This window comes from Pedobacter sp. MC2016-15 (assembly GCF_026239695.1).
Classification (GTDB): domain Bacteria; phylum Bacteroidota; class Bacteroidia; order Sphingobacteriales; family Sphingobacteriaceae; genus Pedobacter.
This window is the reverse complement of record NZ_JAPIVS010000003.1, coordinates 403,668-417,498: the sequence shown is the minus strand read 5'-3', so window position 1 is coordinate 417,498 and position 13,831 is coordinate 403,668. Positions and strand designations below refer to the sequence as shown.

At 43.8% G+C, this 13,831-nt stretch carries 15 protein-coding genes and 1 tRNA gene; 9 read left to right on the top strand and 7 right to left on the bottom strand.

Annotation, left to right across the window (positions count from 1 at the left end; genetic code table 11):
* Nucleotides 1–4 precede the first annotated feature (4 nt).
* The gene (gene pssA / locus OQY15_RS10720) at nt 5–685 is read left to right on the top strand and encodes a CDP-diacylglycerol--serine O-phosphatidyltransferase (RefSeq protein WP_265791401.1); all 681 of its coding nucleotides are present in this window, start codon (nt 5–7) and stop codon (nt 683–685) included.
* Between the two features lie 16 nt (nt 686–701).
* Here pssA and OQY15_RS10715 read toward each other — a convergent pair whose 3' ends face one another.
* On the bottom strand, nt 702–1,079 hold the full coding sequence (locus OQY15_RS10715; protein WP_265791399.1) for an Hpt domain-containing protein: 378 nt from the start codon (nt 1,077–1,079) through the stop codon (nt 702–704).
* Nucleotides 1,080–1,100: 21 nt separating this feature from the next.
* A complete protein-coding gene (folK, locus tag OQY15_RS10710) occupies nt 1,101–1,598 on the bottom strand; it encodes a 2-amino-4-hydroxy-6-hydroxymethyldihydropteridine diphosphokinase (protein ID WP_265791397.1) in 498 nt (165 codons plus the stop codon).
* 52 nt (nt 1,599–1,650) lie between these two features.
* Between folK and sppA the strand changes: the two genes are divergently transcribed.
* The 7 genes from sppA to OQY15_RS10675 all read left to right on the top strand — a co-directional run bounded on the left by sppA (nt 1,651) and on the right by OQY15_RS10675 (nt 8,788).
* Entirely contained in the window at nt 1,651–3,420 is a 1,770-nt protein-coding gene (gene sppA / locus OQY15_RS10705) for a signal peptide peptidase SppA (RefSeq protein WP_265791394.1), read from the top strand.
* A 119-nt stretch (nt 3,421–3,539) separates the two neighbouring features.
* Nucleotides 3,540–5,219: a DNA polymerase/3'-5' exonuclease PolX gene (locus OQY15_RS10700; protein WP_265791392.1), complete on the top strand. Its 1,680-nt coding sequence runs from the start codon at nt 3,540–3,542 to the stop codon at nt 5,217–5,219.
* Nucleotides 5,220–5,258: 39 nt separating this feature from the next.
* Nucleotides 5,259–6,239 carry a D-glycero-beta-D-manno-heptose-7-phosphate kinase gene (gene rfaE1 / locus OQY15_RS10695; RefSeq protein ID WP_265791389.1) on the top strand — a complete coding sequence of 327 codons (981 nt, stop codon included), beginning with the start codon at nt 5,259–5,261 and terminating at the stop codon, nt 6,237–6,239.
* Nucleotides 6,239–6,793 (top strand): D-sedoheptulose 7-phosphate isomerase, encoded by a 555-nt coding sequence (locus tag OQY15_RS10690; protein WP_265791387.1) that lies wholly within the window; start codon nt 6,239–6,241, stop codon nt 6,791–6,793. Before rfaE1 ends, OQY15_RS10690 begins: the two co-directional genes overlap by 1 nt.
* A gap of 11 nt (nt 6,794–6,804) precedes the next feature.
* Nucleotides 6,805–7,299, top strand: coding sequence for a D-glycero-beta-D-manno-heptose 1-phosphate adenylyltransferase (gene rfaE2 / locus OQY15_RS10685; RefSeq protein ID WP_265791385.1), 495 nt, complete (start codon nt 6,805–6,807; stop codon nt 7,297–7,299).
* Nucleotides 7,296–8,279, top strand: a complete 984-nt coding sequence (locus OQY15_RS10680) for a glycosyltransferase family 9 protein (protein ID WP_265791380.1) — start codon at nt 7,296–7,298, stop codon at nt 8,277–8,279. Before rfaE2 ends, OQY15_RS10680 begins: the two co-directional genes overlap by 4 nt.
* A gap of 8 nt (nt 8,280–8,287) precedes the next feature.
* Nucleotides 8,288–8,788 carry a histidine phosphatase family protein gene (locus OQY15_RS10675; RefSeq protein WP_265791374.1) on the top strand — a complete coding sequence of 167 codons (501 nt, stop codon included), beginning with the start codon at nt 8,288–8,290 and terminating at the stop codon, nt 8,786–8,788.
* Here OQY15_RS10675 and OQY15_RS10670 read toward each other — a convergent pair.
* From OQY15_RS10670 to tig, 4 genes are all read right to left on the bottom strand, one after another.
* Nucleotides 8,785–9,648, bottom strand: coding sequence for an AMP nucleosidase (locus OQY15_RS10670; RefSeq protein ID WP_265791371.1), 864 nt, complete (start codon nt 9,646–9,648; stop codon nt 8,785–8,787). The two genes, OQY15_RS10675 and OQY15_RS10670, sit on opposite strands and share 4 nt — an antisense overlap.
* 55 nt (nt 9,649–9,703) lie before the next feature.
* Nucleotides 9,704–10,945, bottom strand: a complete 1,242-nt coding sequence (clpX, locus tag OQY15_RS10665; RefSeq protein ID WP_265791369.1) for an ATP-dependent Clp protease ATP-binding subunit ClpX — start codon at nt 10,943–10,945, stop codon at nt 9,704–9,706.
* 3 nt (nt 10,946–10,948) lie between these two features.
* The gene (gene clpP / locus OQY15_RS10660; protein WP_265791366.1) at nt 10,949–11,644 is read right to left on the bottom strand and encodes an ATP-dependent Clp endopeptidase proteolytic subunit ClpP; all 696 of its coding nucleotides are present in this window, start codon (nt 11,642–11,644) and stop codon (nt 10,949–10,951) included.
* 168 nt (nt 11,645–11,812) lie between these two features.
* Nucleotides 11,813–13,159 (bottom strand): trigger factor, encoded by a 1,347-nt coding sequence (gene tig / locus OQY15_RS10655; protein ID WP_265791363.1) that lies wholly within the window; start codon nt 13,157–13,159, stop codon nt 11,813–11,815.
* Nucleotides 13,160–13,324: 165 nt separating this feature from the next.
* On the opposite strand from tig, the gene OQY15_RS10650 reads away from it, so the two are divergent.
* Nucleotides 13,325–13,465, top strand: a complete 141-nt coding sequence (locus tag OQY15_RS10650; RefSeq protein WP_265791360.1) for a hypothetical protein — start codon at nt 13,325–13,327, stop codon at nt 13,463–13,465.
* 202 nt (nt 13,466–13,667) lie between these two features.
* Here the strand turns inward: OQY15_RS10650 and OQY15_RS10645 are convergent.
* A tRNA-Leu gene (locus tag OQY15_RS10645) sits at nt 13,668–13,749 on the bottom strand.
* Nucleotides 13,750–13,831 lie beyond the last annotated feature (82 nt).

Genomic DNA, 13,831 nt, shown 5'->3' with positions numbered 1-13,831 from the left:
CAAAATGAAGAAACACATTCCTAATGCATTAACTTGCGCCAATCTGCTCTCAGGCTGCTTTGGTGTGGTTTCTGCATTTAAAGGTAACCTGGATGTAGCAGCATACGCTGTGCTTGCCTCTGGTATATTCGACTTTTTTGATGGTTTTGTAGCCCGCTTTCTGGGTGTAAAATCGGCTATCGGGAAAGAACTGGATTCACTGGCGGATATGGTGAGCTTTGGCTTATTGCCGGGAGTGGTGATGTTTCAAATGCTTTCACAAAGCGATTTCAATTCGCCCTATCTTCCCTATGCAGGTTTCATGATCACCATGTTCTCTGCACTGCGCCTCGCTAAGTTTAATATCGATGAACGCCAGACAGAGGATTTTATAGGGTTGAATACACCGATGAATACGCTGTTTATAGTGTCTCTCCCTTTTATTCAGCGCGATTACCCGGCACTGGGAAGTTCTACCTTGCTGCTGGTAGCTATTACGGTGGTGATGAGCTTTCTGCTGACCAGTGAGATCCGGATTTTCTCTTTGAAATTTGGCTCTCAGGACTGGGCACAAAACAAGATCAAGTATATTTTCCTGATCCTGTCGGCAATTCTGATTGCCTTCCTGAAATTTGCTGCTATACCGTTTGTGCTGGTACTCTATATCGCTTTGTCCGTACTGCATTTCAGACGGATAGCGAAATAATAAAAATTAAGCTGAATTAGAGACGTTTCTCTAGTTCAGCTTTTGCTTCGTCCAGCTGCCTGTACAACACCTGTACAAAATCACTAAACTCCTGAAAATTCTTTGGCATATCTGCAAGATCTTTCTGGTCACGTGCACTGTTCTCAATCAGCTGAAGATGTCCGCGCGCGTCCTCTCTGCCTACATAGGATAGCGTAGGCTTGATCTTATGTGCAAATCCTGCTGCCTTTTCCCATTCCTGCGCAATGATGGACTGCTCCAGATCCGCAATGTATAATGGCGTTTGTAATTTGAACATGTCGATCATCTCGATCATAAACTCTGCACTGTCGCCAGACATATCCCTTAAATAAGACAGGTCAAGAGGGCTGTTGTTTTTTTCTGCGTCTATCATTTGCGACAAAACTATATAAAATTATGAGATTTTTGAAACCACTAAGTTATCCTTTAATATGGACAATAAGGCTGAAATATTTTGTTGCAGCAAAGGATGTTCCGCTTCTGCTGCGATTTCGGCCATCGGCACCAGCACAAACTTCCTGTCCTGCATCCGGGGATGCGGAATCTGCAACCTTTCACCATCATCAATGACCTCGCGGCCATATAAAATGATATCGATATCTATCACCCTGGCGCCCCACTTTTCAGCCCTGATCCGTCCCAGTTCCTTCTCAATGGAGAGCGTACGTTCCAGCAGTTCATGCGGGCTCAGAGAGGTGATAACGGCTGCAGCCAGGTTTAAAAATGCAGGCTGGTCTTCAACACCCCATGCAGCAGTTTCATAGTAAGATGATAAATCAGTAATTTGTCCGATACACTCTCCTATCCTCTGCACAGCCAGCTCTAACACGGCCCTTCTGTCCCCTAAATTACTACCGAGTAACAAATAAACTGTTTTGGCCTCTAAGTCCATATAAAACCCTGATTCATTTAATATCTTTACAAATTAAATATTAATCATCCACATGAGAGAATTTTTCAAATATGTTTTTGCTACCGTTGTAGGTATCATTATTTCTACATTCCTTATTTTTCTGGTTATCATTCTTCTTGTGGTAGGCATTGTATCTTCGATTGATGAAGACAAGAGTGTTACTGTGCTCAGCAACAGCGTACTTTTTCTGAATCTTGATCAGAACATCCGGGAACGTACTCCCAATAAAAAACTGGAGAATCTCCCGATCGTTGGTTCAGGCGGAGGAAAAAGCATCGGCTTCAATGATCTGATCCTGGCACTGAAAAGAGCTAAAACAGATGAAAATATCAAATGTATTTACCTGAATGTAAGCTCTCCTGGCGCAGGTAAAGCCACCCTGAAAGAAATCCGGGATGCCCTGATCGATTTCAAAAAGAGCAAAAAGAAAATCATCGCATACAGTGAAGTGTATACACAAGACGCCTATTACCTGGCATCTGTAGCGGATAAAGTATACTTAAATCCTGAAGGAGCACTTGAATTTAAAGGATTCAGCTCTCAGCTTACCTTTTTTAAAGGGGCGATGGAAAAGATCGGTGTGGAAGCACAGATCATCCGTGTAGGAAATTATAAAAGCGCTGTAGAGCCTTTTATCAATGATCACATGAGCGACTATAACCGTAAACAGGTAACGGCATATGTGGGTGGCCTGTACAATACTTTCCTTGAAGGTATCGCTGCTGCGAGAAAGATTCCGCAGGACAGCCTCTTTGTTTATGCCAATACTTACAGAATCCAGCAACCTAAAGATGCATTGCAATACAAAATGGTTGACGGACTAAAATATAAGGACGAAGTGCTGAACGAACTGAAAACGCTCAGCGATACCGGAATAAAAGAAACGCTTTCTACGGTTACCATCAACGAGTATGCGCAGAACCAGAAAGCTGAAAACAGCGACAGTAAAAACAAAATTGCCGTGATCTATGCCAATGGCGATATTACCGGTGGAGAAGGTACAGATGAGTCTATCGGTTCTGAACGCATCTCCCGGGCCATCAGAAAAGCGAGAATGGACGATAAAGTCAAAGCTATTGTGCTCCGCGTAAATTCTGGCGGTGGAAGTGCACTGGCCTCGGATGTGATCTGGAGAGAAATTGTACTGAGCAAAAAGGTTAAACCTGTAGTTGCTTCATTTGGTGACGTAGCGGCTTCCGGCGGTTACTATATCGGCTGCGCTGCCGATTCCATCTTTGTACAGCCAAATACGATCACTGGCTCAATTGGTGTATTCGGGATCATTCCCAACTTCCAGAACCTCTTCAATACCAAACTGGGCATCACTTTCGATGGCGTTAAAACCGGGGAATATGCAGACATCATGAGTGTGAACCGCCCGCTTACGGCAGGGGAAAGATTGATCATCCAGACAGATGTGAACCATGTATATGATACTTTTATCTCCCGCGTGGCGGAAGGTCGTAAGAAATCAAAATCTTATATCGACTCGATCGGTGGCGGACATGTTTGGGTAGGTACTGACGCCGTTAAAATAGGCCTGGCAGACAGACTGGGGAACTTTAACGATGCAGTGGCTGCTGCCGGCAAAAAGGCAAAGCTGAAAGACTACCGCATCGTAGAATATCCTGAGCAGATCAGCACACTGAAATCACTGCTGGACGATGGGGCTGATAACATTAAAATGTACTACGCCAAACAGGAATTTGGTGAAAACTTTTTGATCTATCAGCAGATGAAAAAAGCAATCCTTAACGCAGGTATTCAGGCCCGCATGCCGGTTAATATCTCAGTCCATTAATCAGATAAATTTTCCATTTGAAATAAACAGGCCGGTAAATCACATTTACCGGCCTGTTCTTTAGGGGTTAAATACATTGTTGGCGAAAAACGCTTGTTTTTTATTTATTTTAGCGCCCAATGGAAAACAAGACCATAGCCCGCAGTTTGCGGCTCCTGTCACAGCTGATGGAGTTGCATAATGAGAATCCCTTTAAAATCAAAAGTGTAGCAAATGCTGCCTTCAAGGTAGATAAACTGCCTTTTGCAATCAGTACCAAAAATCTGGAAGAAATTGAACAGATTGACGGACTGGGTAAAAGTACGGCTTCCAAAGTCTGGGAATTGCTGCAGACAGGCACCATGACCGACCTCCAGAACATCCTCGCCAATACCCCGGAAGGAATTGTGGAGATGCTGGGCATTAAGGGGATCGGCCCCAAGAAGATCGTTGTGATCTGGAAAGAACTGGGCATTGAAACCATTGGTGAGCTATACTATGCCTGCAATGAGAACCGACTGATCGAAGCTAAGGGTTTCGGCCTGAAAACCCAGGAGGAGATCAAAAAGGTCATTGAATTTAAGATGGCTGCACAGGGCAAGTTCCTCTACGCGCAGTCAGAAACTTTAGTGCAGAACTTATCTGCTGAACTCCTGCTGTGGTTAACACAGCTGGAACCATCGCCGCTGCTAAGCATTGCCGGTGGCTTTCGCCGTTACAATGAGATCATCGAAGAACTTGATTTCGTGATCGGTGCCGATAATGATCTTGCGGTGATGGAGAACTTACACCTGTTTGCCTCACTCCCTTTTGAGCCTGCAAGTGCGGGTGTGTTTACGGCAATGAGTCCGTTCGGCTTAAAAATACAATTGCATATTTTTCCAAAATCAGCGTTTTATCTCCAGCTGTTTAAACTAACCGGAAGCGAATCTCATGTCAGCCAGGTCCTGGAGCTTGCCGGCGAAGGCCCTTTTACAGATGAACAGGATATCTATGCCAAGGCGGGTTTACAGTTCGTAGAACCGGAACTTCGTGAAGGTTTGAATGAAATTGAACTGGCGAAATCAGGTACATTGCCAACACTGATTAACTATGAAGATCTGAAGGGCAGCCTGCACAATCACTCTACATGGAGCGATGGGGTGCATACGCTGGAAGAGATGGCTACTTACTGTAAAGAGGAGCTCAAACTGGAATACCTGGGCATATGCGACCACTCAAAATCAGCCTTCTACGCCAAAGGATTGAATGAACAGCGCGTTTATGCGCAACACCAGGAAATTGAGGCTTTAAATCAGAAACTTGCTCCTTTTAAAATATTTAAGGGTATTGAAAGTGATATTCTCAATGATGGCTCCCTGGATTACAGTGATGATATCCTGAAGACCTTCGATTTTGTGGTGGCCTCAGTTCACAGCAACCTGAGAATGGACGAGGAAAAAGCTACTGCCCGACTGATCAAAGCGATTGAAAACCCATATACTACGATCTTAGGCCATCCTACGGGAAGGCTACTGCTTAGCCGCAAAGGTTATCCGATCGACTACCATAAGATCATTGACGCCTGTGCTGCCAACAAGGTGGTGATAGAAATCAATGCGAACCCACTGCGACTAGACCTCGACTGGCGGTACCATCGCTATGCGCTGGAAAAAGGCGTACTCTTGTCGGTCAATCCCGATGCGCACCGCATGGAGGGCTTCAGGGATATGCATTATGGCGTGTACGTGGGTAGAAAAGGTGGGCTTGAAGCAAGTTCATGCCTCAACACATTTAGCCTGGCGCAGATCAGTGAATATTTCAGCTCCCGAAAACAGTAGTCCATTTTTCTACCTATATTTGAAAATTAATCCCTTAGCATGCTTGGAGAAAAACTGTACAATGCACATCATAACCATCCAAAACCGAATATCCTGGTTATAGGTGACGTGATGCTGGACCATTATATCTTTGGAAGTGCCTCCAGACTTTCGCCCGAAGCTCCGGTGCCGATTGTAAATGTTAAAAACGAAAATAAGATCATCGGCGGTGCAGCCAACGTGGCCTGTAACCTGATCGACCTCGGTGCTGTGGTATCTCTTGCCGGAATTACCGGCGATGATAGCTTTGGTGCAGAAATCAAAGAAATCCTGCAATCCAAAAACATTGGTGCAGAACTGATCCTGAAGGACAGTACGCGTACTAGCACTGTTAAAACACGGGTAATTGCGTCAAATCACCAGATCGTCCGGATCGACCAGGAAGATACACATGATATCTCTTCAGACCTGGAAAACACTTTTTACCAGGCACTGCTTGCCGCAATCGAAAAGAGTGACATCGTGATCCTTTCTGATTACAATAAAGGCTTGCTCACTCCCTCCCTGTCACTGAGGGTGATTGAGGCCTGCCATAAGTTAAACAAAAAGGTAATCGTAGATCCCAAAGGTCTGGATTACACCAAATACAGAGGTGCCTTCATGATCAAGCCTAACCGCAAGGAACTGGCAGAGGCTGCAAAAACAGAGAAGATCCATACACAGGAAGATCTCGAAGCTGCAGCAAAGGTGATCTTTGAAGCTACAGGCACTGATTACCTGATCGTGACGCTATCCGAAAATGGCATAGCCATTATTACTCCGGAGAACTGTACGATTCTGCCGGTGGTAGCCAACCAGGTGTATGACGTAACAGGAGCCGGTGATACCGTAATTGCTACACTGGCATATTGTGTAGGTCTTGGTTTCTCAATCGAAGAAGCCTGCACTATCGCCAACTATGCCGCTTCCATCGTGATCAAACATATCGGCAGTGCCACCACAACGATAGAAGAAATACTTACTGAATTAACATCAAAATAATGGTTTTAGAAGAACTGAATAATCATAAGCAGACGATAGACAGGGTCATTGCCGAACTTGTGCCGGCAATAGAGGAGGGATGCGAAATGGTGACCAGCGTTCTTGCTGCCGGTGGAAAAATTCTCCTTGCCGGAAATGGTGGCAGTGCCGCCGATGCCCAGCATATTGCTGCTGAACTGGCAGGCAGATACGTAAAAGAACGGAAGGCCTTGCCAGGCATTGCCTTAACGGTAGATACCTCGGCCATGACTGCCATCAGTAATGATTATGGTTTCGACTTTGTATTTTCAAGGCAGTTACATGCCCTGGCACGTGAAAACGACCTCTTTATCGCGATCTCTACCAGCGGAAGCAGCAAAAATATCATCCATGCTTTGCACACTGCAAAAGAACTGGGCTGCAAAACGATTGGTTTATCAGGCAGGGATGGGGGACAAATGAATGAGCTGTGCGACCTGAATATTGTTGTACCGGATGAAACTACTGCCAGGATTCAGGAAATGCATATCCTGATCGGGCATATATTTTGTAACGCAGTAGACTTGAACTACTAAGAGTAAACAGCATGAACAACCAGGATACACTCAACAAGAAGATAGTTTCCCTTAGTCAGTTGAAGAATTTAGCTGACTCCTGGAAAGCGGAAGGCAAGAAAATAGTTTTTACCAATGGCTGTTTCGATCTGTTGCACGCCGGGCATATCGCTTATCTTTCTGAAGCTGCCGACCTGGGCGACAAGCTCATTGTTGGTCTCAACAGTGATGAATCGGTATCCTGTATCAAAGGCCCGCAGCGCCCGGTAAATAATGAAAATACGCGGTCAGCTGTACTGGCGTCAATGTTTTTTATTGATGCCGTAGTGTTCTTTGGTGATGACACCCCACTGGAACTGATTAAAACAGTTTTACCCGATGTGCTGGTAAAAGGTGGCGATTACACGATTGATACAATTGTTGGTGCTACAGAGACGATCGCCAATGGTGGTAAAGTTGAAGTGCTCAGCTTTCTTCCCGGTTATTCCTCTACCTCAATTATCGAAAAAATAAAACGCTCAGATTGAAAAGCCCGAAGAAAATATTGGTGATCAGGTTCAGTTCAATGGGTGATATTATTTACACCACTCCCGTTGTGCGCTGCCTCAAGGAACAAATCCCCGGCTGTGAAGTGCATTTCCTGACCAAAGAGCAATTTAAATACATTTATGAGGGTAATCCCTACCTCAGTAAACTACACCTCTTAAAACCACGCTTAAGAGATACTATCAGGGAGATGAAAGAGGAAGGCTTTGATATGATCATTGATCTCCACAATAACCTGCGTACCTCGCTCATCAAGTTGTCGCTGCAGATTCCTGCTTCTACCTATAAAAAAGACAGGATCAGGAAATGGCTGGCACTGAAGTTTAAATGGACTTCCCTGTTTTCCAAAGACCACCTGGTGGACAGGTATATGGAAACCGTAAAAGTGCTGGGTGTCAGAAATGACAACCGCCCGATCGACTACTACGTGCGTAACCAGTACCAGATTGCAGATTTCCTCCCTCCTTCCCATCAGGGTAAATTCATTGCATTCATAATCGGGGCCACGCACTTTACCAAGAGGATGCCCAATGAGAAAATCATTGAGATCTGTAAGGATATCGATCTGCCGGTGGTGCTGCTGGGGGGTAATGATGTAAAAGATAACGCTACGGAGATCAGCGCTGCTGTAGGTGCAAATGTGTACTCCACTTGTGGCCTGACCAACCTTGACCAATCTGTTTTCATCGTCTCACAGGCGCATAAGATCATCGGTTTTGATACTGGTTTAACGCATATCGCTGAGGCCTTCGACCGGCCTATAGCTTCTGTATGGGGAGGAACTACTCCTGAACTGCTTGGGGTTTATCCTTATCAGGTAAAGGATTCTGTAATCGTAGGTATCGACCTCGATTGCCGCCCCTGTTCCAAGTTTGGCCTGGAGCAATGCCCTCTCGGACATTTTAAGTGTATGAAAAACATTCCCGCCGAAGATATTGTTAGTTTCTCAAATACCTATTAACTAACCTTATGGCAAAACAACTCATCGTCGTGCGACACGGCAAATCGGATCAGGGAACACATGGAATGTCTGATTTTGAAAGAACACTGAACCACCGCGGCAACAAGAATGCGCATGAAATGGCGGAGAGAATATCCCATAAAGGTATCGTACCCGAACAGATTGTAAGTAGTCCCGCAGTGAGGGCCTTAAGCACAGCCAGACATTTTTCAGACGTACTCAAGTTCTCCTACAGTGATATACAGCTGGAGCCGACGATTTATGAAGCAAATACAACGGCCTTGCTGAAGGTGATCAACCAGCTAAACAACGACTTTGAACGTATTGCTATTTTCGGACACAATCCCGGATTTACCGAACTGGTAAACTACCTCGCTGATGCAAAAATCTATAATTTGCCTACAGCGGGAGTAGTAGTGATAGATTTCCCGTTTGATGACTGGTCATTGGTCAGCCAGCATACAGGAAGTCTGTTTTTATTTGATTCCCCCAAGGGTCAGGAGGACTAGAAGTGGAGGTGTTTAACGGTCAGCCCGTTGTTGATCAGCTGTTTCAGTGAGTCAATACCAATTCGCAGGTGTACTTCAACATAATTTGTCGTTACTGTGCTGTCGCTTTCTGCAGTTTTCACTCCCTCAGGGATCATCGGCTGATCAGATACCAGCAAGAGTGCACCTGTAGGAATTTTATTGGCGAAACCGGTGGTGAAGATGGTAGCGGTTTCCATATCTACAGCCATAGCCCTTAAACTTTTGAGATACTTCTTAAATTCTCTGTCATGCTCCCAAACCCTGCGGTTGGTGGTATAGCAGGTACCGGTGAAATAATCACGTGAGTAATCACGGATGGTGGTGGATATCGCTTTCTGCAAGGCAAATGATGGCAATGCAGGCACCTCTGCAGGCATGTAATCATTGGATGTTCCTTCTCCCCTGATGGCCGCAATCGGCAGGATCAGATCTCCCAGCTGGTTTTTCTTTTTCAGTCCGCCACATTTACCAAGAAACAGTACTGCTTTCGGCATAATTGCACTCAGCAAGTCCATCATCGTAGCTGCCATCGGGCTTCCCATACCAAAGTTGATAATGGTAATACCATTGGCGGTTACGCTCTGCATAGGCTTATCAAGCCCCATGATCGGCGCATTGTCATTCCATTCCGAGAACATCTGCACGTACTTGCTGAAGTTGGTCAGCAGGATATATTGACCGAACTCTTCCAGAGGCCTTCCTGTATAACGTGGCAACCAGTTTTTCACAATATCTGCTTTTGACTTCAATCCGGGCTTAACCGGAGATTCTACTTCTTTTACTTTTTTTGCTTTTTCTACGATGACCTCATCTTTCTTAATTTCTTTTTCTTCGTTCATATCTATTCATTTTTATTGTAAAAAAAATCCCCGTGGTTAGACGGGGATTAAATTTTTAAGCAGCTTTTAACTTTTTAAAGTCGGCCTTTTCAAATTTCTCAACCGCATAATCGAGCGAGATGACCAGCTCCTTTATACTTGAATCCGAGGGGATGTCAAACATAGCATCCAGCATGATTGCCTCGCAAATGGATCGTAATCCCCTTGCACCGAGTTTGTATTCCATTGCCTTGTCTACAATGAAGTCCAGAACTTCATCTTCGAACACGAGCTTCACTCCTTCATATTCAAACAACTTCACATACTGGCGGAACAATGAGTTTTTAGGCTCCGTCAGGATATTACGCAATGCCTGTTTATCCAGAGGATTCAGGTGCGTCAACACAGGAACACGTCCAATCAATTCAGGAATCAGTCCGAAAGATTTTAAATCCTGCGGAGTGATATACTTGTACAGATTGTTCAGATCCAGTTCTGCATCTTCTTTTTTCACTTTGTAACCTACAGCCTGCGTACGCAACCTATTAGCGATCTTACGTTCAATTCCATCAAATGCTCCTCCGCAGATAAACAGGATGTTGTTGGTGTTTACAGGGATCATTTTCTGATCAGGATGTTTACGTCCGCCCTGAGGTGGAACATTTACAATTGTACCTTCCAGGATCTTTAACAATGCCTGTTGTACACCTTCACCGGATACATCTCTGGTGATCGAAGGGTTATCACTTTTACGTGCTACCTTATCTACCTCATCAATGTACACGATTCCGCGTTCTGCAGAAGCTACATCATAATCCGCAGCCTGCAGCAGGCGGGTCAGGATGCTTTCCACATCTTCACCCACATATCCTGCCTCCGTCAATACGGTAGCATCACAGATACAAAAAGGAACATGCAATATTTTGGCGATCGTTTTTGCCAGCAGGGTTTTACCTGTACCGGTTTCTCCAACGAGCATGATGTTGGATTTCTCAATCTCAACCTCATCGCCTTTATCTACTTTCTGCCCTAACCTCTTATAGTGGTTGTATACAGCTACCGAAAGTACTTTTTTGGCATCATCCTGACCAATAACATACTGGTCAATGTGAGCCTTAATCTCCATTGGTTTAAGCAGGGTAACTGAAGCATCCAGGCCTTTCGACTGTTTATTGCCGAATTCCTGCAGCACCAGCTGATGGGCCTGGGTAACGCATTTATCACAAATGTATGCATCAAGCCCTTCAATAAGCATTAAAGTATCCTGCTTACTTGAACCGCAAAAAGAGCAACGGGATTCTTTTGTTTGTTTAGCCATTATCTATTTTTTATCCGAATTGGAACCTAATACTTCGTCAATCATTCCAAAGCTTTTGGCTTCATCAGCTTTCATCCAGTAATCACGGTCTGAAGCTTTTTCTACCCATTCATAAGTTTGGCCTGAATGATCTGAAATAATATCATATAATTCTTTTTTCAATTTCAGCATCTCTCTCAGGTTAATCTCCATATCTGAAGCTACGCCCTGAGCACCACCTGAAGGCTGGTGGATCATCACACGTGAGTGAGGTAATGCTGCACGTTTTCCTTTAGCACCTGCAACTAACAATACTGCACCCATTGAAGCCGCCATACCTGTACAGATAGTAGCCACATCAGGGGTAATATACTGCATTGTATCATAAATACCTAATCCTGCATACACAGAACCACCTGGTGAGTTGATATAAATCTGGATATCCCTGTTGTTGTCTGTAGACTGCAGAAACAGCAACTGAGCCTGAATAATGTTTGCGTTGCCATCATGAATTGCATCACCCAGGAAGATGATCCTGTCCATCATCAGACGGGAGAATACATCCATTTGTGCTACATTCAGCTGACGCTCTTCAATGATGTAGGGCGTCATGCTTTTTGGAGACATGTTTGTTTGGCCAATATAACGATCAACGTTTAAGCCGTTAATACGGTGATGTTTAACTGCGTACTTTCTAAATTCGTCTTTATCTATATTCATTTTTATAAAAATATATATTAATTTATTTGTCGTTTGTTATTGCCAAAGTAATCAAACTAAGTTGGCAATTTATTTGGGTATTGTAAAATTTAAATCAGCGGATATAAATAAGGCGGCCTCCAAAAAAGCCGCCTTATGATAAATTAAGAAGTGTTAATCTCTGACAGATTAGGTCATCTCTATGAATTTATTATAAGCTATTTCTTTTTGGTCTAAAGTAGCAACCGATTGAATGTATTCAAAAACTTTGAGTGCTTTCACTTCTTCAAAAATGCGGTTAGCGTTGTCTTTTTCCTGCAGGAACGTGGCAGTATATTGCGCCAGTTGATCTTCAGGTAGCGGAGCAGGGCTATACATTTTGAACTGTGCATCTAAACGTTGTTTAGCTGTAGCGAATACATCTTCGTATTTAATTTCGATGCTGTTGTCTTTGATGATCTTGTTCTCAATTAAAGTCCATTTCAGGTTTTTAGCGAAATCATCATATCCTTCAGCCAGTTCAGCATCAGATAGTTTTTCATTTGTAGCTTTCAACCATTTGCGTAAGAACTTATCCGGCAAGTCCATTTTCACATTTTCAGTTAACTGAGTGTACATGTCGTTCTGCAGTTTGCGGTCGGCATCCTGTTTGAACATGCTCTCAATTTCTTCTGTGATCTTTGCAGTGAAACCAGCTTCGTCAGTTACTACACCTTCACCAAATATTTTATCAAAGAACTCCTGGTTTAAATCAGACTCCTCTAAACGGTTTACATTTTTAACCGTTACCTGGAATTTAGCATCCAACGCTTTGGCAGCCTCCTCTTCGATATTCAGCAATTTCGCAATTACTGTTTCATTGTTATCGAAAGCTTTCTTAACATCCAGTTCAAATACATCGTCTTTTTTCTTGCCAATCAGCGTTTTTAAAATCGATTTATCTGTAACCAGGTCTAAACGTATAGAACCAGTACTGTTGATACCACCTTCAAAAACTGAACCATCAGCAGAAAGTTGTGCTAATTCGGCATAAAGGACGTCTTCTTCTGCCGAAACTTCCGGGTTTGTCATTTTGCCATAGCTGCGGCGGATATTTTTGATACGTGAAGCCAGTGTTTCTTCATCCGCTTTCACATTGTATTGCACGAATTTATCTTTTGATGTGATGCTTACGTCAACAGCCGGAGCAAGACCAATTTCATAGTCGAACTCAAATGCATCGGTACCATCCCATTTAAAATCCTTTGAATCATCCATCACAGGCACAGGCTGTCCAAGGATCTCTACTTTGTTATCTGTAAGATATTTATTAAGGTTTTCACTTAATAAGTTATTGATAGTTTCAACAAGAATGCTTCTGCCGTACATCTTTTTGATGTGCGCTGCAGGTACCATTCCTTTACGGAAACCTGGAAGATTAGATTTCTTGGCTTGTTCTTTTATAGATTTGTCGACCTTCTCAGTATAATCTTCAGGCGAAATGTTAATTTTTACAACTGCGTTTAAGTCGTCAATTTTTTCCTGTGTAATATTCATCTTTCTGAATCAATGTTTTAAAATGTCTTTTTGATCAAAAATCCAGCCGATATACCGCCGGATGCTTGTAGGGTGCCAAAAGTATTATTTTTTCTTGAATTGAGCACAGTTAAATGTCAATTTGTCTGCCCTGCAACAGATTACCTGCAATTTTAACTGCCAGATGTGATTACAGGAATACATGTAAAGGTATTGTCGCCCATACATTGCTTTGTGAGGGTTTTTCCTGTGTTCAGCGACTGGTCGCTGAGAGGTCGGTTTGAGTTTACCACAGGCATAGCTCCAACTTACCTTTTCCTTACCTAGGGTTTACCTTTTAGGTAAGGCTGAGGTAAGGCCGGGGTATGTTCAGGGTATGCCCGGGGTATGGCTGTTGGGATCTCTCCAGGAACTCTCGGCGAGCACAGGGAGAGCTCACTTTAAAGGAGGTATGGGCATAGATTAATTGAAGTGAAAATGAGATGAAACAAAAAAAGCAGTCGGTTAAGACTGCTTTTTGCATTGGTTGTGCGGATGAAGGGACTCGAACCCCCACGCTGTGAAGCGCCAGATCCTAAGTCTGGTGCGGCTACCAATTACGCCACATCCGCATCTAGGAGTTGTTTAGGACTGCAAAGATAGAGATTGTTATCAAATCTCAAAAACCTTTCATGTTTATTTTGACCCAGGAAG